The following is a 25816-nucleotide window of genomic DNA, read 5'->3' as shown; positions in this document are numbered from 1 at the left end:
CGTCGCCCCCCGGGCCCCGACCCCTCAGACCGCTCAGGTCCGTCAGGCCTCTCAGGCCCCTCAGGCCCTCAGGCCCTCAGGCCGCCAGCACCGGCGGCTCCGCCGCCGCCACCGTCCTGGGCACCCGCAGCGCGAGCAGCAGGACCAGCACCAGCAGGCCGCCGGCCGACAGGAACACCACGTCGACCGCGTCCGTGAAGCTGCGCAGCGCGTGCTCGCGGGCCGCGCCGCCGAGCGTCCGGACGGCGCCGAGCGGCAGGCCGGGCTCGCCGTCCGCGAAGACCCGGGCCAGCACGGTGCCGAAGAGCGCCGCGCCGAGCGCGCTGCCGAGGGTCTGGAAGAAGCGGATCCCGGTGGTCGCGACGCCGAGCTGGTGGCGGGGGACGGACTCCTGCACCACCGTGACCAGCTGGCCGATCAGCTGGCCCATCCCGAAGCCCAGCAGGACGAGTTCGCCGCAGACCGCCCACAGCCCGGTGGTCGGGCCGCTGAGGCCGAGCAGGAGCAGGGCGATCGCCGCACAGCCCGCGCCGGCCACCAGGAAGGTGCGCTCCGCGTGGCCGCGGGCGGTGAGCCGGCCGGCCAGCAGGCCCACCGCCGTCATCCCGCCCGCCATCGGGATCAGGTAGAGGCTGGCCGAGGTGGGGTCGATGCCGCGGGCGATCTGCAGGTAGAGCATCACGTAGACGATCGAGCCGGTCATGCCCATCCCGACCAGGCCCTGGATCGCGAAGCCGAGGCGCACCACGCCGATCCGGAACAGCGACAGCGGCAGCACCGGCTCGGCGGCGGTGGCCTGGCGCCACACGAAGAGGCCGAGCGCGGCCAGGGTGGCGGCGACGAGCCCGAGGACCACCGGGGAGGTCCAGGCGTAGTCCTTGCCGCCCCACTCGGTGACCAGCAGCAGCCCGGTCGCGAAGGCGGCGGCGAGGGCCGCACCGAGGAAGTCCAGGCTGCGGCGGCCGACCGCCGGCGGCAGCTTGATCACCAGGGCGGTGCCGACCAGGACGAGCAGGCCGAGCGGCAGGTTGACGTAGAAGATCCAGCGCCAGCCGAGGTGGTCGGTGAACAGCGCCCCGATCAGCGGGCCGACCGCCATGCCGATGCCCGCGACGACCCCGCCCATCGCGCCGCCCTTGCCGCTGCCGCGCTCGGCCGGGTCCTTGAGGTGGGCGATGACCACCATGGTGACGCTCATCAGCCCGCCGCCGCCGATGCCCTGGACGGCCCGGAAGGCGATCAGCTGGCCCATCGACTGCGCGAACCCGCAGAGCGCCGAGCCGGCCAGGAAGGTGCCGACCGCGCCGAGCAGCACGCGCTTGGCGCCGTACAGGTCGCAGAGCTTGCCGTAGAGCGGCAGCAGCGCGGTCGCGGCGAGGGCGAACGAGCTGATCAGCCAGGGCAGTCGGTCGACGCCGTGGACGGGGTCGAGTTCCCGGACGATCGGCACGGTGGCCGCGGACACGATGTTCATGTCGAGCACGGCCAGCACGATCGTGACCAGGCAGAGCAGCATGCCCAGGTTGCGCCGGGTCGGTGTCATCAAGACAGGGGCGGCGGGTGCCATCGGTAAGTCCCCCCAGGGTCGGTGGAGTTCGGGCCGGGCCGGTGCGGCCGGCGGCACGTCCTCACCATGGCAGCTTTTTTATACTTGGTCAATTCTTAAGCTCGGCTCAGTCTTCATCCCGGTCGATCTTTGATCCTGGTACAGTCGAACCATGGCGACGCACCCCGGCTTCGGCCCTGACGACGACCGCGACCTCGACGCCCTCCCGCTGCGCGAGCGCAAGAAGATCCAGACCGGCATCCGGATCTGGCGCACCGCCATCGGACTGTTCGCCGAGCGGGACTTCGACCAGGTCTCGGTGGCCGAGATCGCGGCCGCCGCCGAGGTGTCCAAGATGACCGTCTTCAACTACTTCCCCACCAAGGAAGACCTGGTCATGGCCCCCATGGAGCGACACCTCGACGAGCCGGCCCGGGTGGTCCGCGAACGCGCCCCCGGCACCTCGGCGGTGACGGCGCTGCGCGAGCAGTACCTCGCCGCGCTGGAGCAGCACGACCCGGCCACCGGGCTGAGCGACGAACCGCTCGTGCTCGACGTGGTCCGGCTGATCCACCGCACCCCGGCCCTGGCGATGCGCGCCACCGCCGGCTTCGGCCGGCACGCGCAGGGCCTGCTGACCACCGAACTCCTCGCCCAGGACCCGGCCCACGACGAGCTCACCGCGCAGATCGCCGCCGCCCAACTGCTCGCCGCCCGGCTGGCCCTGACCACCGAGAACCAGCGCCGGATGCTGACCGGCGAACGCGCCGCGGCCGCCCTGCCCGCCGCCCTCGACCGGGCCGCGCGGGCCTTCGCCCTGGTCGAGGGCGGCCTCGGCGACTACTGCGCCCTCGCCTCCTGAGAGAGTGGGCGCACCACGACCGCCCGGAGGTGCGCATGGACCAGCCGCTGCTCACGCGGGACCGCTCCGCCCTGCCCGCCCACGCCGAGGGCCTGCACGCGTACGTCGGCGAGGACGGCGTCGCCGTCCTGGAGTTCGCCCGACCGCACCGGCGCAACGCGGTGACCCTGGAGATCTGGCAGGCGCTGCCGAAGGTCCTGCTGCGCCTCGCCGAGCAGCCGGGGGTGCGCGCCCTGCTGGTCACCGGCGCCGGCGGCACCTTCAGCGCGGGCGCGGACATCGCCGAACTCGCCGAGGTGTACGGCGATCCGGAGCGCGCGGACGCCTACCACGCGGTCAACGTCGCCGCCGAGGAGGCGCTGGCGGCCTTCCCGCACCCGACCGTCGCCGTGGTGCAGGGCGCCTGCGTGGGCGGCGGCTGCCAGCTGGCCGTCGCGTGCGACCTGCGGTTCGTCGCCGAGGACGCCCGGCTGGGGATCACCCCGGCCAAGCTCGGCGTGGTCTACCCGGCGGTGCCGACCCTACGGCTGGCCCGGCTGGTCGGCCCGGCCCGCGCCAAGTACCTGCTGTTCTCCGGCGAGTTGGTGACGGGCCGCGACGCGCTGCCGCTGGGCCTGGCGGAGCGCGTCCTGCCGGGCGCCGAACTGGACGCCGCCGCGCTGGAGTTCGCCCGACTGCTGACCCGGCGCTCGGCCCAGACCATCGGCGCGGTGAAGGCCGCGCTGGCCGTCCCGGCGGAGCGGGCGGCGCAGGCGCTGGCGCCCTGGGAGCGCCGCTCCCGGGAGACCTCGGACGTGCCCGAGGGGCTGGCCGCGTTCCTGGAGGGCCGCCCGGCGCGGTTCTGACCGGGGCCGGGCACCAGATCCGGGCCCCAGGTCCGGGCCCCAGGTCCAGGCACCGGCCGCGCGGACGGGCTCGCGTACGATCATCCGATCGGTGCCGGGCCGTCCCGACGCCCCGCCCCGATGCCCCCGCCCTGACGTCCCCGTCACGCCGACCCGTCGCACCGCCCCTTCACGCCGACCCCTTTGCGCACCCGGAGCACACACCCCGATGACGACCGAGGCCACGACCGCCCCCACCAGCCGGACGATCTGGGCCCGCCGGGTCACCGACGGCGTCGAGCCGAAGAACGTCATCATCGCGATGCTCCCGCTGATGGGCGTCATCCGCTACGGCTGGACGGGCCTCGGCTGGGCGGCCTTCGCGGCCCTGTTCGCGGCCGTCATCCCGACCATGTTCATCCAGCGCGGCATCCGCAAGGGCACCCTGGAGGACCGCCACGTCGGCCACCGGCAGCGCCGGCTGACCGTCATCCCGTTCATCATGGGCTCGGTCGCGACCAGCTTCGCCGTGATGCTCTGGCTGGACGCCCCGGCCGACCTGACCGCGATGGTGCTGGCGATGTTCGCCTCGCTGGTCCCGATCCTGGTGATCACCGTCTGGTGGAAGGTCTCCGTGCACACCGCCGTCGCCGCCGGCGCGGTGGTCTGCCTCGGGATCGCGCTCGGCCCGCTGTGGCTGCTGCTCGCGCCGCTGGTCGCGGCGATCGGCTGGTCCCGGGTGGTGCTGCGGGACCACACCACCGCGCAGACCATCGTCGGCGCGGTGGTGGGGGCGCTCACCGCCGGACTCGCCTTCTGGGCGGCCCGGTAGCCCAGCGGGCTCAGCAGGTTCGGCGGGCTCAGCAGGTTCGGCGGGCTCGGCCGGCTCAGCAGGTTCAGCGGGCTCGACAGGTTCGGCCGGCTCAGCGGATCGGCATCCCCGAGATCGCCCGCGCGATCACCAGCCGCTGGATCTCGCTGGTCCCCTCGAAGATCGAGTAGATCGCGCTGTCCCGGTGCATCCGCTCCACCGGGTACTCCCGGGTGAAGCCGTTGCCGCCGAGGATCTGCATCGCCTGCGCGGTGACCCACTTGGCCGTCTCGCCCGCGTACAGCTTGGACATCGAGCCCTCGGCCGCGGTGAACGGCTGGTTGTTGGCCGCCATCCAGGAGGCCCGCCACACCAGCAGGCGGGAGGCGTCGATCCGGGTCTTCATGTCGGCGAGCTGGAAGGCCACGCCCTGGTTGTCGATGATCGGGCGGCCGAACTGCTCGCGGGTCCTCGCGTAGTCCAGCGCCACCTCGTACGCGGCCCGGGCGATGCCGATCGCCTGCGCGCCGACGGCCGGCCGGGAGGCCTCGAAGGTGGCCATCGCCGCGTTGCCCCTGCCCCCCGGGCGCTTGACCCCCTCGCGGGCCCGGGCCAGCCGCTCGTCCAGCTTCTCCTTGCCGCCGAGCAGGCAGCTGCCGGGCACCCGGACGTCGTCCAGCACCACCTCGGCGGTGTGCGAGGCGCGGATGCCGTGCTTCTTGAACTTCTGGCCCTGGCTCAGTCCGGGGGTGCCCGGCGGGACGACGAAGGAGGCCTGGCCCTTGGCCCCCAGCTCCGGGTCGACGGTGGCGACGACGACGTGGACGGCGGCGATCCCGCCGTTGGTGGCCCAGGTCTTGGTGCCGTTGAGCACCCACTCGTCCTTGGCCCCGTCGTACACCGCCCGGGTGCGCAGCGCGGAGACGTCGGAGCCGGCGTCGGGCTCGGAGGAGCAGAACGCGGCCACCTTGAGGTCGTCCGGGGTGCCGAACATCTGCGGGGTCCAGGTGCCGATCTGCTCGTCGGTGCCGTTGGCGAGCACCGCGACGGCGGCCAGCGTGGTGCCGACGATGGACAGCCCGATGCCCGCGTCGCCCCAGAACAGCTCCTCCATGGCGATCGGGATGCCGACGCCGGAGGGGTCGAAGTACTGCTGGGCGTAGAAGTCCAGCGAGTAGATGCCCAGCTTGGCGGCCTCCTGGATGATCGGCCAGGGGGTCTCCTCGCGCTCGTCCCACTCGGCCGCGGCGGGGCGGACGACGTCGGCGGCGAAGCCGTGCAGCCAGTCGCGTACGGCGAGCTGGTCCGCGCCCGGGTCCAGCGAGAACGTGCTGCTCATGGTGCTTGCCTCCGAAGAAGGGGTACGGCCGACCAGGGGGGTTACCTCGGGTAACATCGTCGGAGTCTGCTACTGATTGGTAACTGGTGTCAACGCCCGGTCAGACCCCGACCCCGAGGAGCAGCACATGTCCCGAGAGCCCCGCCGCGAGCAGCTGCTCAACGCCGCCGACCGGGTCATCCAGCGGGACGGCCCGACCGCCAGCATGAACTCCATCGCCGCCGAGGCCGGTATCACCAAGCCGATCCTCTACCGCCACTTCGGCGACCGGAACGGCCTGATCACCGCCCTCACCGAGCGCCACACCAGCGGCCTGCTGGCCGCCGTCCGGGCCGCCCTCGCCGCACCGCTGGAGCGCCGCGACCGGGTCGAACACGTCCTCGACACCTACCTGGCCGGGATCGAGGCCCGCCCGCAGGTCTACCGGCTGCTCACCCACCCCGAACCGGGCGACCCGAGCGGCGCCGGCACCGCGCTCGCCCCCGCACTGCGGCAGATCGCCGCGGAGATCACCCGGGCCGTACAGAACCAGGTCGACCTCGGCGCCGACCGCGAACTGCTCGCCGAGGCCTGGGGCCGGGGCATCACCGGCATGGTGCTGGCGGCCGGCGACTGGTGGCTGGAGACCAGACCCTGCTCACGCACCCGCATGGTGCAGGCGCTCGCCGACCTGCTCTGGGGCCGCCTGGCCGCCGCCGCGGACCTGCCCACCCCCGCCACCCCGGCCCCGACCCCGGACGCCGACTGAACTCCCCCTCCACGCAAGGCCCTTGTGCGACACCCGGCACCGCGGGCATCATCGGGCCCCCACCCCCGCGCCGTACGAGGTCCCGATGCGCCTGCGCCGCACCGCCGCCGCCCTGCTGCTCGCCGCCACCACGGCCCTCACCGCGGCCCCCGCCACCCCCGCCGCCGCGCACGACGGCGCCCGCACCGGCCCGCCCGCGCGGTTCCCCGCCGCGACGGCCACCGGCCCCGACGGCCGCACCGCCTTCACCGACGCCCGGGGCCGCCGCCTCCAACTGCGCGGCTTCAACCTCGACAAGTACGCCGAGACCACCGAGGCCGACCTCAAGTCCCTGGCCGCGCAGGGCTTCACCCTGATCCGGGTGGCGGTCTCCTGGAACAGGCTGGAGCCCGTCCGCGGCCGCCTCGACCCGGCCGAACTGCACCGGCTGCGCCAACTCCTCGACTCGGCCGACCGGTACGGCCTGCTCGCCCTGGTCGACCTGCACCAGGACGTCTACGGGCCCGCGTTCGGCGGCGGCGACCGCGGCATCCCGCCCTGGGCCACCCGGGACGACGGCCTGCCGTTCACCCCCGACCCGAACGACTGGTTCGCCGGCTACTTCCAGCCCGCCGTCCAGGCCGCCTTCCGCCACCTCTACGACGACCCCGACCTGCGCGCCTGGCAGGCCGACTTCTACACCCGGCTCGCCCTCGAACTGCGCGGCCACCGCTCGCTGCTGGGCTACGACCTGTTCAACGAGCCGTTCGGCCCGGTGGACGGCGACCCGAGCGACCCGGCCGTGCTCGCCGCCGCCTCCGCCGCCCTCGAACAGGGCCGGCTCGCCGACATGTACCGCCGCCTGATCGCCGCCGTGCGCCGGGTCGACCATCGCGCCTGGCTGTTCGTCGAACCCACCGTCCTGGTCGGCCAGGGCGTGCCCACCCGGCTGCCCGGCTTCGACGACCCGCGCCCCGGCCCGCCCCGGCTCGGCTACGCACCGCACTTCTACGACACCGCGGTCGAGAACGGCGCCGACTGGGACCCGGCCGGCGGCTTCGTCGAGCACTACACCGCCGCCATCACCGCCTACCCCGCCGCCCACCGGCTGCCCGTCCTGGTCGGCGAATGGGGCCCGCCCGACTCCCGCAGGCCGGGCAACACCCTGCTGGTCCGCCGGCAGGTCGCCGCGATGGACGGCTTCGCCGAGGGCTGGACCATGTGGTACTGGTGCCGCGGCACCGGCGGCTACTGCGCACTCGACCCGGCCGGGCACCCCGCCCCCGGCGACGAGCCCGCCTTCGGCCCGTACCCGGCGGCCGTCGCCGGGACGGACGTGCGCACCGACGCCACCACCGTCCGTTGGAGCGCCGACGGCACCCGGCACGCCAGCGAACTCGTCCTGCCCCCGGCGGCGTTCCCGCACGGCGCCAGCGTCACCGTCGCCCCCGCCGCCGCCCGCGTCGACGTCGAACAGCCGGCCGGCGGGCGGGCCGGCACCGTCCGGATCCGCCTCCCGCACGCCCGCCCGGGCACCCCGGTCACGGTCACGGTCACACCGCGCTGACCGCCACCGGGGCCGCCCTGGAGGGGGCTAGAGCAGGCCCCGCCGCGCCAGCAGCGGACCGGTCTCCGGCGCCCGGCCGACCACCGCGCGGAAGGACTCCAGCGGGTCCCGGCCGTAGCCGCGCGCCAGCAGCTCGCGCCGGAACAGCTCGCCGCTCTCCCGCACCGCACGCCCGTTGCCCTCGAACCACTGCACGGTGTCGGCGTCCAGCACCTCCGACCAGATGTACGCGTAGTACCCGGCGCTGTAGCCGCTGGCGAAGACGTGCTGGAAGTACGCCGTCCGGTAGCGCGGCGGGATCGCCGGCACCGCGATCCCGGCCTCCGCCAGCGCCCGTGCCTCGAACTCCTCGGCGTCCGCGATCTCCCGGCCCTGCGGCACGGTGTGCCAGGCCCAGTCCAGCAGCGTCGCCGCGAGGTACTCCACCGTCCGGAAGCCCTCCCCGAAGCCCTCGGCCGCCACCATCCGCTCGACCAGCTCGGCCGGCAGCGGCTCCCCGCTCACGTGGTGGCGCGCGTAGTTGGCCAGCACCTCCGGCCGGACCATCCACATCTCGTTGACCTGCGAGGGGAACTCGACGAAGTCCCGGGGCACCGAGGTGCCCGCGAACAGCGGGTACCGCACGTCCGAGAACAGCCCGTGCAGCGCGTGCCCGAACTCGTGGAAGAGCGTGCGCACCTCGTCCCAGGCCAGCAGCACCGGCTCGCCCGGCGCCGGACGGGCGATGTTCAGGTTGTTGATCACCACCGGCCGCCGGCCGGTCAGCCCCGACTGGCTCACCAGCTCGTCCATCCAGGCACCGCCGCGCTTGGACGCCCGGGCGTGGAAGTCGCCGACGAACAGGCCCAGCGAAGCGCCGTCCTCCTCGAACACCTCGAAGACCCGCGCGTCCGGGTGGTGGGCCGTCAGGTCCGTCCGCTCGGTGAAGGTCAGCCCGTACGCCAGCCCCGCGGCGAAGAACACGCCGTCCCGGAGCACCCGCTCCAGCTCGAAGTACGGGCGCAGCACCGCCGCGTCCACCTGGTAGGAACTCTGCCGGACCTTCTCCGAGTAGTACGCCCAGTCGTGCGCGGCGATCTCGTCGATCCCGTCCGCCGCCGCCAGCTTGGCCAGCTCGGCGGCCTCCCGGCGGGCGTTGGCCACCGCCGGACCCACCAGCCGGGCCAGCAGCCCGGACACCGCCTCCACCGTGCCCGCGGTCTCGTCCTCCACCACGTACGCGGCGTGGCTCGGGTGCCCCAGCAGCGCGGCCCGCTCGGCGCGCAGCCCGGCCATCCGGATCGCCAGCGGGCCGTTGTCCGCCAGGCCCCGGTCGAGCGAGGCCGCCAGCAGCCGCTCGCGCACCGACCGGTCGGTCAGCCGGGCCAGTTCGGGCTGGCCGGAGGTGCTCTTCAGGGACAGCACGAACCGGCCCTCGTACCCGAGCACCCGGGCGTTCTCCGCAGCCGCGGCGACCTCGTCCGCGGACAGCCCGTCCAGCTCCTCGGCCGCGTCCACGACCAGCGCGGCGGCCTTGGTGGCGGCGTTCACGTTCTGCTGGAACGTCGTGCCGAGCGCGGCGAGTTCGGCGTTCAGCTCGCGCAGCCGGGCCTGCTCGGCCTCGCCCAGCCGGGCACCGGAGCGGACGAAACGGGTGTGCCGGGTCTCCAGCAGCCGCAGGGACTCCGGGTCCAGACCCAGCTCGGTGCGGCGCCCGTACAGCTCCTCGATCCGCGCGAACAGGGCGCGGTCCAGGTGGATCGCGTCGTGGTGCGCGGCCAGCAGCGGGCTCACCGCGGTCTCCACCTCGTCGACCGGCTCGCTGGTGTCCGAGGCCGACTGGTTGCGGAACACCGCGTCCACCCGGCGCAGCAGTTCCCCGGAACGCTCCAGGGCGACCAGGGTGTTGTCCGGCGTCGGCGGTCGCGGATCCGCGGTGATCGCCGCGATCTCGGCCAGTTGCTCCGCCATCCCGCGCTCGTACGCGGGCAGGAAGTGCTCCGGCCGGATCTCGGCGAAGGGCGGCAGTTCGTAGACCAGGGGGCTGGGCTTGAAGAACGGGTTCTCGGTCATTTCGCCGACCATACGCGGTGTCACCCACCCTGCCTATGCGCCCCCGCCCCCGTTGTCGTACCCACCCGTTAACGTCGAGCCCGGACACCCGAACGACCGCACACCCGTGCCCGTACCCGCACGCCAGAACAGCGCGCCGGAGAGGAGACGCCCCCGTGGCACCCAGGACGGCCCTCGCCCCCGACCCGCACGGCCCCGGCGGCCGGCTCCAGCCGCTCGACGACGCCGGCGCCCCGCTCGGCCCGCCCGAGAAGGTCCCCGACCTCGCCGCCGCCGTCGCCGCCCGGGAGGCCGCAGGAAGCGACGTGCCGGGGCCCCGCTGGGTGTGGGCCGCCACCGACAGCGCCTACGCGCCGCTGCTGCCCCGGCTGCCCGACCGGCTCGCCCGCTGCCACGACCTGCGCCTGGTCGAGGCCCTGCTGCTGGCGCACGAGGGCCGGTTCGGCGCGCCCCGCTCGCTCGGCGCCGCCTGGTCCCGGCTGCGCGGCCTGCCCGTCCCGGACGACCTGCCCGAGCCCGGCTCCGCCGAGGCCGACGACGGGCAGGACACCCTGTTCGCGCCCGACCGGCTGCAACTGCCGCCCGGCGCCGACCCGCTGACCGCCGTCGTCGCCGTCCACGCCGAGCAGCAGCGCCGGATCGCCGCGATCGCCGACCCGGCCGCCCGGCACCGGTTCCGGCTGCTGGTCGCCGCCGAGTCCGCCGGCGCGCTGGTCGCCGCCGAGATGGCGCACGACGGGCTGCCCTGGCGCGCCGACGTCCACGACCAGCTGCTCACCGAACTCCTCGGCCCCCGCCCGACCGTCCCCGGCGCCCAGCCGAGACTGCTCGCCGACCTCGCCGCCGAACTCCAACGGGCCCTCGGCGGGCGCCCGTTCAACCCCGACTCGCACACCCAGGTGCTGCGCGCCTTCGCCGAGAACGGCATCCAGCTCGGCTCCACCCGCTCCTGGGAGCTCAAGGGCGTCGACCACCCGGCCGCCGCGCTGCTGATCCGCTACAAGGAGCTGTCCCGCATCCACGCCGCGCACGGCTGGGCCTGGCAGGACGCCTGGGCCCGCGGCGGCCGGTTCCGGCCCGAGTACGTGGTCGGCGGCGTGGTCTCCGGGCGCTGGGCCAGCCGCGGCGGCGGCGCGCTGCAGATCCCGCGCATCCTGCGCCGCGCCGTCGTCGCCGACCCGGGCTGGCTGCTGGTCGTCGCCGACGCCGCCCAACTGGAGCCCCGGGTGCTCGCCGCCCTCTCCCAGGACGCCGGGCTGGCCCGCACCGCCGCCGGCGGCGACCTGTACGAGGCGCTGGCCGCCCACGCCTTCCAGGGCGACCGCGACAAGGCCAAGCTCGGCCTGCTCGGCGCCATGTACGGGCAGACCAGCGGCGACATCGGCCCGCTGCTGAACACCCTGCGCCACCGCTACCCCGCCGCGATGGGCTACGTCGAGGCCGCCGCCCGCACCGGCGAGGACGGCGGGGTGGTCGCCTCCCGGCTGGGCCGGGTCTGCCCGCCCGCCTCGGCCGAGTTCCTCGACCTCACCGAGTCCCCCGACACGGCCGGCGAGGCCGGCGGCCGGCAGGCCCGCGCCCGCGGCCGCTTCACCCGCAACTTCGTCATCCAGGCCAGCGCCGCCGACTGGGCGCTCGCCCTGCTCGCCGCCCTGCGCCGCCGGCTGGGCGGGCTGCCGGTGGCCGGCCCGGCGGAGCGCCCGCACCTGGTGTTCTTCCAGCACGACGAGGTGATCGTGCACACCCCGGCCAACCTCGCCGACGAGGTGGCCGCCGCGGTCGCCGAGGCGGCCGACGAGGCCCGCCGCCTGGTGTTCGGCGACACCCCGGTCCGCTTCCCGCTCACCACGGCGGTGGTCGACTGCTACGCCGACGCCAAGTAGCCGCCCCGGCATCACGGCCGGGGCCTCACAGCTTCCGGAACGAGCGGGCCTCCTCGGCCGCCGCGACCACCTCCGCCAGCGCCGCCCCGGTCGAGGCGGTGACGGCGGCCGCCACCGCGCCCTCCACGAACGGCGCGTCCACCAGCCGCACGCCCGGGCGCGGCTCGTCCTCCAGCACCGTGACGGCGGTGAGCACCGAGCTGCCGAGATCCGGCAGCACGACCACGCCCGCCCCGCCGTCCGCCTCGGCGACGGCCCGCGCGATCAGGTCGTAGCTGGTGCCGAGCCCGCCGTCCTCCGTCCCCGCCGCGCACACCACCCGCACGCCGCCCGAGACGAGTTCGGCGAGCAGCTCGCGCAGCCCGGCGGCCAGTCGGGCGCTGTGCGAGACCAGGACGATACCCACGTGTTCGCTCATGCGACCGACCCTACGACCGACCCCGCGGCCGACGCCGCTACTCCGGGAGAGTGACCCGAATCCCGCGTGTCGCACCCCGTGCCCACCACCCCCGTCTGGCGTAGCGTCGGGGCAGCAGCGTCCACGGCCGACGACCCGCACAAGGGAGCGAAGAGCGTTGAAGAAGCTGATCAACACCCCGGAGAGCGTCCTGGAGGACGCGTTGGCCGGAGTCGCCGCCGCCCACCCCGAGCTGACGGTGGACATCCCCAACCGGGTGATCACCCGGGCCGCCCGCCCGGCCGGGCCCAAAGTCGCGGTGATCTCCGGCGGCGGCTCCGGCCACGAGCCGCTGCACGGCGGCTTCGTCGGCCCCGGCATGCTGGACGCCGCCTGCCCCGGCGAGGTCTTCACCTCCCCGGTGCCGGACCAGATGCTGGCCGCCGCCAAGGCCGTGGAGAGCGGCGCCGGCGTCGTCTTCATCGTGAAGAACTACACCGGCGACGTGATGAACTTCGAGCTCGCCGCCGAACTCGCCGCCGAGGAGGGCCTGGCGGTCCGCACCGTCCTGGTCGATGACGACGTGGCGGTCGAGGACTCCACCTGGACGGCCGGCCGCCGCGGCACCGGGGCGACCGTCATGGTCGAGAAGGCCACCGGAGCGCTGGCCGAACGCGGCGCCCCGCTCGACGAGGTGGCCGCCCTGGGCGAGCGGGTCAACGCCGCCTCCCGCTCCTTCGCCATCGCGCTCACCGCGGCCACCACCCCGGCCGCCGGCAAGCCCGGCTTCGACCTGCCCGAGGACGAGATCGAGGTCGGCGTCGGCATCCACGGCGAGCCCGGCCGCCGCCGCGAGAAGCTGCGCCCGGCCCGCGCGCTGGCCGCCGAGGTGGTCGACACCGTCCTCGCCGACCACCACCTGGCCCCGGGTGACGAGGTGATCGCCCTGCTCAACGGCCTCGGCGCGACCCCGCTGCTGGAGCTGTACATCGCCTACGGCGAGGTCGCCGCCCGGCTCGCCGAGCGCGGCATCACGGTGGCCCGCAGCCTGGTCGGCAACTACGTCACCAGCCTGGACATGGCGGGCTTCTCGCTCACCCTCACCAAGGCCGACCCGCAGCTGCTGGAGCTGTGGGACGCGCCCGTCGACACCCCCGCCCTCAAGCGGGCCTGAGCCGGGAGACGTCATGGACTTCGACACCCCCCTCGCCGAGGCCTGGATCCGCGCGATCGCCGCGGCCGTCGAGAAGGAGCAGGACCGGCTCACCGAGCTGGACTCGGCGATCGGCGACGGCGACCACGGCAGCAACCTCCGGCGCGGCTTCTCCGCCGCCCTGGCCGCCCTCGACGGCCTCCAGCCGGCCGGCCCGGGCGCCGTGCTCACCAAGGTGGGCAGCACGCTGATCTCCAAGGTCGGCGGCGCCTCCGGCCCGCTCTACGGCAAGGCCTTCCGCGCCATCGGCGCCGCCCTGCCCGATCCGGCCCTGTCCGATCCCGCTCTGCCCGGTTCCGCTCTGCCCGGCTCCGCTCTGCCCGGCTCCGCCGCCCCCGTCGGCCCGGCCACCCTCGCCGAGGCACTGGCCGCCGGCCTGGACGCCGTCCGCGCCCTCGGCAAGGCCGTGCCCGGGGACAAGACCATCGTCGACGCCTACACCCCGGCCGTCGCCGCCTTCCGCGCCGCGGCCGGCGCCGGGGCCACCCTCCCCGAGGCGGCCGCGGCGGCCGCCGACGCCGCCGACCAGGGCGCCCGCGACACCGTCCCCCTCCAGGCCCGCAAGGGCCGCGCCTCCTACCTCGGCGAGCGCAGCATCGGCCACCAGGATCCGGGCGCCACCTCCACCGCCCTGCTCTTCCGCGCCCTCGCCGACGTCACCGCGTCCTGAGGCACCCCCTCTCCTCGCGCGGGCGCCCGCGCGAGGAGAGGGTCATCCGGCCCCCAGCCGTCCGGCCCCCAGCCGTCCGGCCGTCAGCCGTCCGTCCTCGCGATCAGCAGCAGCAGGGCGTCGTCCCGCAGTTCCCCGCCCGTGTGCGCGAGCAGGTCCGCGTACACCCGCCCCACCGCCGCCTCCAGATCCCCCTCCGACCGCGCGGCGCCCCGCACCAGCGGCCCGACCCGCTCCGCCAGCGGGTAGAACTCCCCGCTCTTACGGTGCCGTGCCTCGATCACCCCGTCCGTGCAGAGCACCAGGACGTCCTCCGCCCCGAACGGCTGGTCCCAGCTGGCCGGTTCGCCCGTCGCCAACCGTCCGAGGCCGAGCGGCACCCAGGGGTCGGGGGCGTCCAGCACGTGCGCCCGCCCGTCGCCGTCGACCCGGATCGGCGGGACGTGCCCGTACTGCAGCAGTTCCATCACCCCGGGCGTGCGGAACTCCGCGAACAGCGCGGTGGTGAACTCCCCGTCCGGGACGTGCCGCTCGACGCTGGCCTCGATCCGCGCCGCGACGCCCCGCAGCCCGGCCTCGTCGTACGCGGCCTCCCGGAACGCGCCCAGCACCACGGCCGCGGTCTGCACGGCGGAGAGCCCCTTGCCCCGGACGTCCCCGACCGCGACCCGGGTGCCGTGCGGCGTCTCCAGCACCGAGTACAGGTCCCCGCCGATCCGTGAGGCGTCGGCCGCCGACACGTACCGGACGGCCAGCCGCAGCGGCCCGACGGCCGGCCCGGGCAGCCGCAGCAGGGCCCGCTGGGCGGCCTCGGCGACGGAACTGACGGCCGCGAAGGCCGCCGCGCGCCGCATCCGGATCTTGGCGACCCAAGCGGAGAAGACCGTCAGCACGGCGTAGCTGACCATCGCACCGTAGAGGAAGCGTGCGTCGTTGATGTTGTCGACCTGGTCGTAGTGGCTGAGCCCGAAGACGGCGAGCAGGCCGAGCGCGCAGACGGCGAGCAGTTCGCCCGGTCTGAGGGTGAGCGCGGCGGCGGCCGGGACGACGGTCATCAGCGGTGCCAGGTAGCGGTCCTTGCCGGAGAGGAGGTCAGCGAGTGCGACCAGGAGCACGGCGAGCAGCGCCGGGCTGGCCCGCCGCCAGAACGGCACGTCCTGGAGGTCGGCGGCCAGCAGGGCGCCGCGCCGCCGGTCCGGCGGCAGCCCGGCGGCGCTGGGGGCCGAGGGGGACTGGGCACGGCGGGTCGGGAACACATACCGAACATAAGGGACGTTCGCGGCGCCCACCCGCCCGCCTACCGCGTTTCCGTCCACCGCGTCCGCCGACCCGCCGCACGAGCGTCCCGATCGCCCCCAAATGCCCTATTTGTCATACAGTTCGACCAAAGCGGCTACCCCGAGGAGGCCCCGTCCGGTGTCCGGCTACCGCAACACCCCCCGCATCTCCGACGCCCCGGGCCGGACGACGGCCACGTCCGACCACTGGCTGAAGGTCTTCGCCGTCGGCCTGCTGCTCTGGGGCGCCACCGTCGTCGTCACGTTCCTCACCGGGAACAGCAACCTCGTCCCGACGATCGTGCTGCTCGGCAGCTTCCTGGTCCCGGCCACCCTGGTGATCTGGGCCTACGAGCGCTACGCCGGCGACCTCGGCCCGGACCGGCTCTTCGCCTGCTTCGGCGTCGGCGGCATCATCGGCGTCCTGGGCGCCTCGGTGCTGGAGAGCTACCTGGTCTCGCCCTCGGCCTGGATGTACGTCACCGTCGGCCTGATCGAGGAGGCGGCCAAGCTGGGCGCCCTGGTCATGGTGAGCCGCCGACTGCGGGTCAGCGGGCTGCGGCACGGGCTGGTGCTCGGCGCCACCGTCGGAGCGGGGTTCGCCGCGTTCGAGAGCGCCGGGTACGCGTTCAACGCCGTGCTGAGCAACCAGGGACTCTCGCTCGAGGACCTGGTCGAGACGGAGATCCTGCGCGGGCTCCTCGCACCGGTCGGCCACATCCTGTGGACGGCGATCATCGGCGGGGTGCTGTTCAGCGAGCGCCGCGGCGGGCGGTTCCGCTTCACCACCCCGGTCGTCGTCACCTACCTGGGCGTATCGGTGCTGCACGCGCTCTGGGACAGCACGAGCGGCATCGCCGTCTGGCTGGTCGCCAAGACCACCGCGAGCTCCTGGCAGCGCGCACTGTTCGAGCTCGGCCACATGCCCCACCCCAACAGCGAGCAGGTGCACCTGTACACCCTCTACGACACGGTCGGACTGCTCGTGGTCTCCTTGGGCGGGCTGCTCTGGCTACGGCTGCTGATCCGGCGCGAGCGCGCGCCGATCCCGGCCCAGCTCCCGGCCTCCCCGGTCTGAGGCGGTCCGGCGCATACGCTCGACCGGCGCACGCGTCCGTGACGCGTGCCACTTCACCCACCTCTCCCGGAAATACCCCTGAGGGGTATGGTGTTGTCAGAGTAGAGCCCGGGCCGACGCCCGGGGCGCCACACCTCCCGGAGGCCCGGATGTCCAGCACCACCACCTACACCGTGACCGGCATGAGCTGCGGCCACTGCGAGAAGGCGATCAGCGAGGAGCTCTCCGCCCTCACCGGCGTCACCGAGGTCGCCGCCGACTCCAAGGCCGGCACCGTGACGGTCTCCTCCCTCGCCCCGCTGGACGACGACCAGGTCCGCAGCGCCGTCGACGAGGCCGGCTACGAACTGGTCGGCCGCAGCGCCTAGGCCTCCCGGTACGCCCGTACGGCGGGGCCCGGGCAGCGGACCCCGCCGTACTCCCCCACCGAGGAGCTGCCGAGGAGCCGATCCGCATGAGCGAGCGAAGCGAACTGGTCACCACCGCCCCCGGTGTCCAGGGCACCCCCGTCGTCCGGGACCGGGTCGAGCTGTCGATCGGCGGCATGACCTGCGCCTCCTGCGCGACCCGGATCGAGAAGAAGCTCAACCGGATGGACGGCGTCGAAGCCACCGTCAACCTCGCCACCGAGAAGGCCCGGGTCGACTACGGCCCCGGGGTGACGGTCGAGGACCTGATCGCCACCGTCGAGCGCACCGGCTACACCGCCGAGCTCCCGCCGCCCCCGGCCCCCGCCCTCCCGACCGGCGCCGACGCCAGTAGCGCTGCCGGTGCCGACACCGCCGACCCGCTGTACGACCGGCTGCTGATCAGCGCCGTCCTCAGCGTCCCGGTGGTCATGCTGTCGATGATCCCGGCCCTCCAGTTCGCCAACTGGCAGTGGCTCGCCTTCGCCCTCACCGGCCCGGTCGTGGTCTACGGCGGCCTGCCGTTCCACCGCGCCGCCTGGACCAACCTCAAGCACGGCGCCGCGACCATGGACACCCTGGTCTCGCTCGGCACCCTGGCCGCCTTCGGCTGGTCCTTCTGGGCACTGTTCTGGGGCCACGCGGGCCTGCCCGGCATGCACCACGACTTCTCACTGGCGATCGGCGACACCGACGCCTCGTCCACCCTCTACCTGGAGACGGCCGCCGCCGTCACCGTGCTGATCCTGCTCGGCCGCCACCTGGAGGCCCGCTCCAAGCGCCGGGCCGGGGCCGCCCTGCACGCCCTGCTCGACCTCGGCGCCAAGGACGTCACCGTGCTGCGCGGCGGGGCCGAGGTCCGGATCCCGGTCGGCGGCCTGGCCGTGGGCGACCGGTTCGTGGTCCGGCCCGGCGAGAAGATCGCCACCGACGGCACGGTGGTCGAGGGCGGATCGGCGGTGGACGCCTCGATGCTCACCGGCGAGTCCGTACCGGTCGAGGTCGGCGTCGGTGACCAGGTCACCGGTGCCACCGTCAACGCCGGCGGCCGGCTGGTCGTCGAGGCCACCCGGATCGGCGCGGACACCCAGCTGTCCCGGATGGCCCGGCTGGTCGAGGAGGCCCAGAACGGCAAGGCCGCCGCCCAGCGCCTCGCCGACCGGATCTCCGCCGTCTTCGTCCCGGTCGTCATCCTGCTCGCGCTCGCCACCCTGGTCGGCTGGCTCCTGGCCTCCGACAGCCCCACCGAGGCGTTCACCGCCGCCGTGGCCGTGCTGATCATCGCCTGCCCGTGCGCCCTGGGCCTGGCCACCCCGACCGCGCTCATGGTCGGCACCGGCCGCGGCGCCCAGCTGGGCATCCTGATCAAGGGCCCCGAAGTACTGGAGACCACCCGCCGGGTGGACACCGTCGTCCTGGACAAGACCGGCACCGTCACCACCGGCCGGATGACCCTGCTCGCCGTGCACACCGCCGAGGGCGTCGACGAGGCCGAGGCGCTGCGCCTGGCCGGAGCCCTGGAGCACGCCTCCGAGCACCCGATCGCCCGGGCGATCGCCACCGCCGCCGCGGAGCGGACCGGCGCGCTGCCGCCGGTCGAGGACTTCCGCAACCTCCCCGGGAGGGGCGTGCAGGGCGTCGTCGAGGGCCGGGAGGTGGTGGCCGGGCGCGAGGCCCTGCTCGCCGACCGGGCCCAGCACCTGCCGCCCGTCCTGGCCCGCGCCAAGGCCGCGGCCGAGGCGGCCGGGCGGACCTCGATCGCGGTGGGCTGGGACGGCGAGGCACGGGCCGTCCTGGAGGTCGCGGACGCGGTCAAGCCGACCAGCGCCGAGGCGATCGCCCGGCTGCGCGCGCTGGGCCTGCGCCCGGTGCTGCTGACCGGCGACAACCGGGCGGTCGCCGAGGCCGTCGCCGCCGAGGTCGGCATCGCCCCGGAACACGTCATCGCCGAGGTCATGCCGCAGGACAAGGTCGCCACCGTCAAGCGGCTCCAGGCCGAGGGCAGGGTCGTGGCGATGGTCGGCGACGGCGTCAACGACGCGGCCGCCCTCGCCCAGGCCGACCTGGGCCTGGCCATGGGCACCGGCACCGACGCCGCGATCGAGGCCGGCGACCTCACCCTGGTCCGCGGCGACCTGCGCTCGGCGGCCGACGCCATCCGGCTCTCCCGCCGCACGCTCGGCACCATCAAGGGCAACCTGTGCTGGGCCTTCGGCTACAACGTGGCGGCGATCCCGCTGGCCGCCGCCGGGCTGCTCAACCCGATGATCGCCGGCGCCGCGATGGCCTTCTCCTCGGTCTTCGTGGTCACCAACAGCCTGCGCCTGCGCCGCTTCCAGCCCGCCTGACCCGCCCACGCGACACGGAAGGGCCCGGACCGGCCCCGGTCCGGGCCCTTCCCGGCGTCAGCGCGCCGGCGTCACCGTGTCAGCGCCCGAGCAGCTCGCCGCCGTTGCAGTGCAGGATCTCGCCGGTGATGAACCCGGCCTCGGGCGAGGCAAGGAAGTGGACCGCGGCCGCGACCTCACCGGTCTCCCCGATCCGGCCCAGCAGGGTGCGGGCCGCCCGGCGGGAGACCTCGGCCTCGTCCAGCCGGGGGCCGAAGAACTCGGTGCCGGCCACCGTCCCGGGCGCGACGATGTTGGCGGTGATCCCGGAGGTGCCCAACTGGGCGGCCAGGAAGTGGTTCCAGGCGTGCAGCGAGGCCTTCGCCGCGCCGAACGAGCCGGCCCCGCGCAGGGCGGCGATCGAGCTGATGGTGACCACCCGGCCGGCGCCGGGGGTGAGCCGGTCCCGGATCGACTCGGTGAGCAGCACCACGGTCAGCACGTTGCGCTCGAAGTCGCCGCGCCAGCGGGCCAGCAGGGCGTGCGGCCCGGCACCGATCACGGTCTCCCGGCTGCCGGCGTTGTTGACCAGGACGTCGATCCGCTCGGGAAGTTCGGCGAGCGCGGCCTCGACGGCGTCGGGGTCGGCGAGATCGCACACCAGCGGGGTGACGTTCGGCCCGAGGTCCGCCGCGGCCTTCTCCAGGACCGCGCGGCGGCGGCCCACGATCACGACCCGTTCGCCCGCCTCGGCGAACCGCCGCGCGACTTCGTACCCGATTCCCGTGCCACCGCCGGTGACAACGACGTTCCTGGCCATCTGCGCACTCCCTCCCCAGTTCCGCCGCCACGCTGCGAGGGTGCGGGACGGTCCGTACCGGAATGCCACGATTCCTATCACGCTCGGTTGCCGTGACTGCGGGGAGGGTGACGTCGCGCGCGCGGGAAGGTGTGATATGGGCTCGGCACGACGTGCACACGGAGCGTGGCGAGAGGCAGCTCACACCCCCCGGGCGTAACTTCTCGCACCCTGATACGTCTTAGGTTGGTAGTGCGGCAGTTTTCCGAGGGGCGGAGACGCGACGAACGGCAATGCGTCCCCGTGCTTCCACCGACTGCCGCCGACGGGGCTCCGGCGGGCCCCGGGACGGTCGTCGACCTTGACGGCCTTCGCGCACGACGCCGGGGTTGCGGCGGGTCAGGGACGCTTTGAGCGGCCGTCCCCGGCTTCGGCCCGGCCCCGGAGTCGTGCGCCGTACGGTTCCGTCCCCGCGCGGGCGCCCACCCGGGCCCACCGCACGGGGACGCGGAAGGGCCCGGCCGCCAGATGGCGACCGGGCCCTTCCGGGTGCAGCGTCAGCGGTCGCCGAGGGCGACGTAGTCGCGGATCTCGACGCCGGTGTAGATCTGGCGCGGACGGCCGATCCGGCTGGTCGGGTCGTTGATCATCTCGTGCCAGTGGGCGATCCAGCCCGGCAGCCGGCCGAGGGCGAACAGCACGGTGAACATGCTGGTCGGGAAGCCCATGGCGCGGTAGATCAGGCCGGTGTAGAAGTCCACGTTCGGGTAGAGCTTGCGCGAGATGAAGAAGTCGTCCTTGAGGGCGTGCTCCTCCAGCTTGAGCGCGATGTTCAGCAGCTCGTCGTTCTTGCCGAGCTGGCCGAGGACCTCGTGCGCGAGCAGCTTGACCTGCGCGGCGCGCGGGTCGAAGGCCTTGTAGACGCGGTGGCCGAAGCCCATCAGCTTGACGCCGGCTTCCTTGTTCTTCACCTTCGTGATGAACGCGTCGACGTCGCCGCCGTCCTTCTGGATGCTCTCCAGCATCTCCAGCACGGCCTGGTTGGCGCCGCCGTGCAGCGGGCCCCAGAGCGCCGAGATGCCCGCCGAGATCGAGGCGAACAGGTTGGCGTGGCTGGAGCCGACCAGGCGCACGGTGGAGGTCGAGCAGTTCTGCTCGTGGTCCGCGTGCAGGATGAGCAGCTTGTCCAGGGCGTTGACGATCACCGGGTTGAGCTCGTAGTCCTCGGCGGGGACGGCGAAGGTCATCCGCAGGAGGTTCTCGACGTAGCTCAGGTCGTTGCGCGGGTAGACGAAGGGCTGGCCCATCGCCTTCTTGTACGCGTAGGCGGCGATCGTCGGCAGCTTGGCGAGCAGGCGGACGGTCGACAGGTGGCGCTGGCCGGCGTCGAACGGGTTGTGGCTCTCCGGGTAGAACGTGGAGAGGGCGCCGACCACCGAGGACAGCATGGCCATCGGGTGGGCGTCCCGCGGGAAGCCCTGGAAGAAGCGCTTGACGTCCTCGTGCAGCAGGGTGTGCTGGGTGATCTCGCGGTTGAACTCGGCCAGCTGGTCCGCGTTGGGCAGCTCACCGTTGATCAGGAGGTACGCGGTCTCGATGAAGCCGCCCTGCCCTGCGAGCTGCTCGATCGGGTAGCCGCGGTACCGCAGGATGCCGTTGTCACCGTCCACGAAGGTGATCGCGGACTTGTACGCGGCGGTGTTACCGAAGCCGTTGTCCAGGGTGACCAGGCCGGTCTGCGGGAGCAGCTTCGAGATGTCGAAGCCGGCGTTGCCCGCAGTGCTCTCGACGACGGGGTACTCGTACTCGCCGTCCTGGTACCGCAGTACTACCGAGTTGTCGCTCACGTCTTCCTCACCGACGAAATGAATCCTCTTCCAAGGTGCCCTGACTGTCTCTACCATCCCCCATCTGGAGGACAGCCGCGCACCCGGGGTGGCCCGAAAGGGCCCGCCCCTACAAAACCTGCTGCCGCAGCCGGTACGAACCGGACAAGATCGGCACCACCCTAGGCTCTGCCGTAAATCTCTTCACGTCAAGAGAACATTAGAGGCAACCATCCTGTTGGATAATCATCCAGTTGCCAGTCGATGATCTAGCGCCGCATGCCGTCGACCTGCACTGACGGTCCGCACGGCCTGCGCGATCGCCTTCCGTGACCCCACCAGTACCACCAGTTTCCTTGCCCTGGTCACAGCGGTGTAGAGCAGGTTTCGCTGGAGCATCGTCCAAGCGGACATGGTGACCGGAATCACCACCACTGGGTACTCGCTCCCCTGCGAGCGGTGGATCGTGACCGCGTACGCGTGCGCCAACTCGTCCAGTTCGTCGAAGTCGTACGGCACCTCCTCGTCCTCGTCGGTGAGCACCGTCAACCGCTGGTCGTCCACGCTGAGGGCGGTCACCACTCCCACTGTGCCGTTGAAGACCCCGTTGCGCCCCTTGTCGTAGTTGTTGCGCACCTGCGTGACCTTGTCCCCCACCCGGAACGTGCGCCCGCCGAACCGCCGCTCCGCCAACCCCTCCCGGGCCGGCGTCACCGCCCCCTGGAGCAGCGTGTTCAGGTTCCCCGCCCCGGCCGGCCCCCGGTGCATCGGCGCCAGCACCTGGACGTCCCGCCGTGGGTCGAACCCGAACCGCTGCGGGATCCGCCGCGCCACCACGTCCACCGTCAGGCCGGCCGCCAGCTCCGCGTCGTCCTCCGCGAACAGGAAGAAGTCCGGCAGACCGTCCGTCAGCGGCGGCCTCCCCTCGTTGATCCGGTGCGCGTTCGTCACCACCCCCGACTGCTGCGCCTGCCGGAAGATCCTGGTCAGCCGCACCGACGGGATCGGGCCGCCCTCCGCCAGCAGGTCCCGCAGCACCTCGCCGGCGCCCACCGACGGCAGCTGGTCCACGTCCCCCACGAACAACAGGTGCGCCCCCGGCGGCACCGCCTTGACCAGCTTGTTCGCCAGGATCAGATCCAGCATCGAGGCCTCGTCCACCACCACCAGATCGGCGTCCAGCGGCCGGTCCCGGTCGTACGCGGCGTCCCCGCCCGGTTTCAGCTCCAGCAGCCGGTGCACCGTCGAGGCCTCCGCCCCGGTCAGCTCCGCCAACCGCTTCGCCGCCCGCCCGGTCGGCGCCGCCAGCACCACCTTCGCCCGCTTGGCCAGCGCCAGCGTCACGATCGACTTCACCGTGAACGACTTGCCGCAGCCCGGACCACCCGTCAGCACCGCGACCCGCTCGGTCAGCGCCAGCCGCACCGCCTGCTCCTGCTCCGGCGCGAGATCGGCCCCGGTGCGCTTCGCCAGCCACTCCAGCGCCACCGGCCAGTCCACCCCGCCGAACCACGGCATCCGGTCGGAATCCGAACGCAGCAACCGCAGCAGCTGGTTGGCCAGCGAGATCTCCGCCCGGTGGAACGGCACCAGGTACACCGCGGTGATCGCCTCGCCCGCCTCCCCCGGCACCGACTCCCGCACCACCCCCTCCGCCGCGACCAACTCCGCCAGGCAGTCGATCACCAGGCCCACGTCCACCTGCAGCAGCTTCACGCCGTCCGCGATCAGCCGCTCCTCCGGCAGGTAGCAGTGCCCCTGGTCGCTGCTCTGCGACAGCGCGTACTGCAGCCCCGCCTTCACCCGCTCCGGGCTGTCGTGCGGGATCCCCACCGCCTGGGCGATCCGGTCCGCCGTCAGGAAGCCGATCCCCCACACGTCCGACGCCAGCCGGTACGGCTCGTTCCTCACCACCCCGATCGAGGCGTCCCCGTACTGCTTGTAGATCCGCACCGCGAGCGAGGTCGACACCCCCACCCCCTGGAGGAAGACCATCACCTCCTTGATGGCCTTCTGCTCCTCCCAGGCCGCCGCGATCTTCTTCGTCCGCTTCGGCCCCAGCCCCGGCACCTCGATCAACCGGCCCGGCTCGTTCTCGATCACCTCCAGGGTGTCCACCCCGAAGCGCTCCACGATCCGCTCGGCGAACCGCGGCCCGATCCCCTTGATCAGCCCCGAACCCAGGTACCGCTGGATGCCCTGCACCGTCGCCGGCAGCACCGTCGTGTAGTTCTCCACCGTGAACTGCCGCCCGTACTGCGGATGCGAGCCCCACCGCCCGTGCAGCCGCAGCGACTCCCCCACCTGGGCTCCCAGCAGCGCGCCCACCACCGTCAGCAGGTCGTTCCCGCCCCGGCCGGTGTCCACCCGGGCCACCGTGTACCCGGTGTCCTCGTTGGCGTACGTGATCCGCTCCAGCACGCCCTCGACCTGCGCGAGCTGGCGCGGCGCCTCCTGCCCCGACTGCGCCTGCCTGGCCACCGGGACCCCCTTCGACCGGTACGGGTGGACCTTTCGTTACGCACCGTACCGCCCGGCCACGACAAGCCCGCACCCGCGCCGGACCACCCCCGCGGCAGGACCGCCCCCTGGCCCCTGCCGAGCAGCGCCCCGCCGTGCAGCGCCCCCGCCGAGGTGCCAGGCTGGGACCCGGCAGGGGGGCACGATCGCGCCCGCACGGGCCCCGTCCGAGGAGCAGCGTCCATGCTCAACACCGCCTACCGCCCCGGCTCCCCCGACTGGCTCGACCTGGGCAGCCCCGACACCCGGGCCTCCGTCGACTTCTACACCGCCCTGTTCGGCTGGACCTTCGACCCGGCCGGCCCCGAAGCCGGCGGGTACGGCTTCTTCCAGCTCGACGGCCGGACGGTCGCCGCCCTCGGCCCGCTCGCGGAGGAGGGCTCCCTGCCCGCCTGGACGCTGTACTTCGCCACCCTCGACGCCGACCGCACCACCGAACTCGTCGAACAGGCCGGCGGCCACGTCCGGTTCACCCCCTTCGACGTCTTCACCGCGGGCCGGATGGCCGGCTACACCGACCCGACCGGCGCCGAGTTCGCCGTCTGGCAGCCGCACGACACCCGCGGCCTGGAGGTCGTCAACGAGGAGGGCAGCCTCTGCTGGACCGAGTGCTACAGCGTCGACGCCGAACGCGCCAAGACCTTCTACCGGACCGTCTTCAGCTGGCAGGAACAGGACGTGCCACTCGAAGGCACCTCCTACACCGTCCTCACCCCCGCGGGCGCCGGCAGCGACGACGCCCACGGCGGCATCATGCAGCTCGGCCCCGAGCAGACCGCCCGCGGCACCACCTCGCACTGGCTCCCCTACTTCGAGGTCCCCAACGTGGACGCCAGCCTCGCCATCGCCGACAAGCTCGGGGCCACCGTGCGGATCCCCGCCATGGACGTCCACGGCGTGGGCCGCCTCGCCCAGTTCCACGACCCGCACGGCGCCGTCTTCGCCGTCATCACCAGTGCCAAGCCCGGGGAGTGACAGCGCATCACTCCCGATCACCCCCGAGAAGGGGCCTGAGGGGGTGCTACGGGCAGTGGCAGCGGAGGTGCGGGGAAGCAGGGCGCGCCTATCCTCTGATCATGACTGACCTGACGATCCGCCGGGCCACCGCAGAGGACCTGCCGGCGCTGGTGGCCCTGCTCGCCGACGACGCCCTGGGCGCCACCCGCGAGAGCCCCGACGACCTCACGCCGTACCGTGCCGCCTTCGCCCGCGTCGACGGTGACCCGCACCAGCACCTGGTCGCCGCCGAGCGCGCCGGCCGAACCGTCGGCACCCTGCAGCTGACCGTGATCCCCGGCATCTCCCGGAAGGGCTCCACCCGGACCATCATCGAGGCCGTCCGCGTCCACGCCGACGAGCGGGGCAGCGGCCTCGGCACCGAACTGATCCAGTGGGCGATCGAGCATTCCCGCGAACTCGGTGCCGACCTCGTCCAGCTCACCTCCGACGCGACCCGCACCGACGCCCACCGCTTCTACGAGAAGCTCGGCTTCGTCCCCTCCCACGTCGGATTCAAGCTCCAGCTCTGAAACCTTGAAGTTCCAAAGCCCCGGAAACGCAAAGAACCCCCATCCGGTTTCCCGGATGGGGGTTCTTTGTGAATGATTGTTCGGCGGCGTCCTACTCTCCCACAGGGTCCCCCCTGCAGTACCATCGGCGCTGTAAGGCTTAGCTTCCGGGTTCGGAATGTA

The 25816-nt window shown here is 73.6% G+C and carries 21 protein-coding genes and 1 rRNA gene; 13 read left to right on the top strand and 9 right to left on the bottom strand.

What is annotated here, in order from left to right; genetic code table 11:
* Positions 1 to 76: 76 nt before the first annotated feature.
* Complete coding sequence (locus ACFVTF_RS23175) at positions 77 to 1543, bottom strand: MFS transporter (protein ID WP_387816127.1); 1467 nt, start codon at positions 1541 to 1543, stop codon at positions 77 to 79.
* A 175-nt stretch (positions 1544 to 1718) separates the two neighbouring features.
* On the opposite strand from ACFVTF_RS23175, the gene ACFVTF_RS23170 reads away from it, so the two are divergent.
* From ACFVTF_RS23170 to ACFVTF_RS23160, 3 genes are all read left to right on the top strand, one after another.
* Positions 1719 to 2408: a TetR/AcrR family transcriptional regulator gene (locus ACFVTF_RS23170; protein WP_387816125.1), complete on the top strand. Its 690-nt coding sequence runs from the start codon at positions 1719 to 1721 to the stop codon at positions 2406 to 2408.
* A gap of 35 nt (positions 2409 to 2443) precedes the next feature.
* Positions 2444 to 3253, top strand: coding sequence for an enoyl-CoA hydratase/isomerase family protein (locus ACFVTF_RS23165; RefSeq protein ID WP_387816123.1), 810 nt, complete (start codon positions 2444 to 2446; stop codon positions 3251 to 3253).
* Between the two features lie 208 nt (positions 3254 to 3461).
* Complete coding sequence (locus tag ACFVTF_RS23160) at positions 3462 to 4064, top strand: hypothetical protein (RefSeq protein WP_387816121.1); 603 nt, start codon at positions 3462 to 3464, stop codon at positions 4062 to 4064.
* A gap of 91 nt (positions 4065 to 4155) precedes the next feature.
* Here ACFVTF_RS23160 and ACFVTF_RS23155 read toward each other — a convergent pair whose 3' ends face one another.
* Complete coding sequence (locus ACFVTF_RS23155; RefSeq protein WP_363588595.1) at positions 4156 to 5382, bottom strand: acyl-CoA dehydrogenase family protein; 1227 nt, start codon at positions 5380 to 5382, stop codon at positions 4156 to 4158.
* 127 nt (positions 5383 to 5509) lie between these two features.
* Here ACFVTF_RS23155 and ACFVTF_RS23150 point away from each other — a divergent pair, with 127 nt between their 5' ends.
* Entirely contained in the window at positions 5510 to 6130 is a 621-nt protein-coding gene (locus ACFVTF_RS23150; RefSeq protein ID WP_387816119.1) for a TetR family transcriptional regulator, read from the top strand.
* A gap of 85 nt (positions 6131 to 6215) precedes the next feature.
* A complete protein-coding gene (locus tag ACFVTF_RS23145) occupies positions 6216 to 7676 on the top strand; it encodes a cellulase family glycosylhydrolase (protein ID WP_387816117.1) in 1461 nt (486 codons plus the stop codon).
* 27 nt (positions 7677 to 7703) lie between these two features.
* Here the strand turns inward: ACFVTF_RS23145 and ACFVTF_RS23140 are convergent, their stop codons facing one another.
* Positions 7704 to 9728 carry a M3 family metallopeptidase gene (locus tag ACFVTF_RS23140; RefSeq protein ID WP_387816115.1) on the bottom strand — a complete coding sequence of 675 codons (2025 nt, stop codon included), beginning with the start codon at positions 9726 to 9728 and terminating at the stop codon, positions 7704 to 7706.
* A gap of 155 nt (positions 9729 to 9883) precedes the next feature.
* On the opposite strand from ACFVTF_RS23140, the gene ACFVTF_RS23135 reads away from it, so the two are divergent.
* Positions 9884 to 11611 (top strand): bifunctional 3'-5' exonuclease/DNA polymerase, encoded by a 1728-nt coding sequence (locus tag ACFVTF_RS23135; protein ID WP_387816113.1) that lies wholly within the window; start codon positions 9884 to 9886, stop codon positions 11609 to 11611.
* Between the two features lie 25 nt (positions 11612 to 11636).
* Here the strand turns inward: ACFVTF_RS23135 and dhaM are convergent, their stop codons facing one another.
* Positions 11637 to 12029, bottom strand: a complete 393-nt coding sequence (gene dhaM, locus ACFVTF_RS23130; protein ID WP_371519087.1) for a dihydroxyacetone kinase phosphoryl donor subunit DhaM — start codon at positions 12027 to 12029, stop codon at positions 11637 to 11639.
* 157 nt (positions 12030 to 12186) lie between these two features.
* Here dhaM and dhaK point away from each other — a divergent pair, with 157 nt between their 5' ends.
* A complete protein-coding gene (dhaK, locus tag ACFVTF_RS23125) occupies positions 12187 to 13182 on the top strand; it encodes a dihydroxyacetone kinase subunit DhaK (RefSeq protein WP_387816111.1) in 996 nt (331 codons plus the stop codon).
* Between the two features lie 13 nt (positions 13183 to 13195).
* Positions 13196 to 13891, top strand: a complete 696-nt coding sequence (locus ACFVTF_RS23120) for a DAK2 domain-containing protein (RefSeq protein ID WP_387816109.1) — start codon at positions 13196 to 13198, stop codon at positions 13889 to 13891.
* Between the two features lie 83 nt (positions 13892 to 13974).
* On the opposite strand, the gene ACFVTF_RS23115 is transcribed toward ACFVTF_RS23120, so the two are convergent.
* Positions 13975 to 15147 (bottom strand): PP2C family protein-serine/threonine phosphatase, encoded by a 1173-nt coding sequence (locus ACFVTF_RS23115; protein WP_371519082.1) that lies wholly within the window; start codon positions 15145 to 15147, stop codon positions 13975 to 13977.
* Positions 15148 to 15307: 160 nt separating this feature from the next.
* Here ACFVTF_RS23115 and ACFVTF_RS23110 point away from each other — a divergent pair, with 160 nt between their 5' ends.
* The 3 genes from ACFVTF_RS23110 (at position 15308) to ACFVTF_RS23100 (ending at position 19001) form a co-directional block, all read left to right on the top strand.
* Entirely contained in the window at positions 15308 to 16246 is a 939-nt protein-coding gene (locus ACFVTF_RS23110; RefSeq protein WP_387816107.1) for a PrsW family intramembrane metalloprotease, read from the top strand.
* Positions 16247 to 16284: 38 nt separating this feature from the next.
* Positions 16285 to 16614 (top strand): heavy-metal-associated domain-containing protein, encoded by a 330-nt coding sequence (locus ACFVTF_RS23105; protein WP_387816105.1) that lies wholly within the window; start codon positions 16285 to 16287, stop codon positions 16612 to 16614.
* 86 nt (positions 16615 to 16700) lie between these two features.
* Positions 16701 to 19001, top strand: a complete 2301-nt coding sequence (locus ACFVTF_RS23100; protein WP_387816103.1) for a heavy metal translocating P-type ATPase — start codon at positions 16701 to 16703, stop codon at positions 18999 to 19001.
* A gap of 79 nt (positions 19002 to 19080) precedes the next feature.
* Here ACFVTF_RS23100 and ACFVTF_RS23095 read toward each other — a convergent pair whose 3' ends face one another.
* The 3 genes from ACFVTF_RS23095 to ACFVTF_RS23085 all read right to left on the bottom strand — a co-directional run bounded on the left by ACFVTF_RS23095 (position 19081) and on the right by ACFVTF_RS23085 (position 24086).
* Positions 19081 to 19800, bottom strand: coding sequence for an SDR family oxidoreductase (locus ACFVTF_RS23095; RefSeq protein WP_350885419.1), 720 nt, complete (start codon positions 19798 to 19800; stop codon positions 19081 to 19083).
* Between the two features lie 536 nt (positions 19801 to 20336).
* On the bottom strand, positions 20337 to 21626 hold the full coding sequence (locus ACFVTF_RS23090; protein WP_063349392.1) for a citrate synthase: 1290 nt from the start codon (positions 21624 to 21626) through the stop codon (positions 20337 to 20339).
* A 225-nt stretch (positions 21627 to 21851) separates the two neighbouring features.
* A complete protein-coding gene (locus ACFVTF_RS23085) occupies positions 21852 to 24086 on the bottom strand; it encodes an ATP-dependent RecD-like DNA helicase (RefSeq protein ID WP_380377808.1) in 2235 nt (744 codons plus the stop codon).
* Between the two features lie 222 nt (positions 24087 to 24308).
* On the opposite strand from ACFVTF_RS23085, the gene ACFVTF_RS23080 reads away from it, so the two are divergent.
* A complete protein-coding gene (locus tag ACFVTF_RS23080; RefSeq protein ID WP_371519071.1) occupies positions 24309 to 25100 on the top strand; it encodes a VOC family protein in 792 nt (263 codons plus the stop codon).
* A gap of 101 nt (positions 25101 to 25201) precedes the next feature.
* Positions 25202 to 25654 (top strand): GNAT family N-acetyltransferase, encoded by a 453-nt coding sequence (locus tag ACFVTF_RS23075; RefSeq protein ID WP_387816099.1) that lies wholly within the window; start codon positions 25202 to 25204, stop codon positions 25652 to 25654.
* A 78-nt stretch (positions 25655 to 25732) separates the two neighbouring features.
* Here ACFVTF_RS23075 and rrf read toward each other — a convergent pair.
* Positions 25733 to 25816, bottom strand: a 5S ribosomal RNA gene (gene rrf, locus ACFVTF_RS23070); the annotation flags it as partial.

Origin of the sequence: Kitasatospora sp. NPDC057940 (genome assembly GCF_042887425.1) — a bacterium.
GTDB lineage: Bacteria > Actinomycetota > Actinomycetes > Streptomycetales > Streptomycetaceae > Kitasatospora.
The sequence above is the reverse complement of the archived record's forward strand: the minus strand, read 5'-3'. Positions and strand labels throughout refer to the sequence as shown.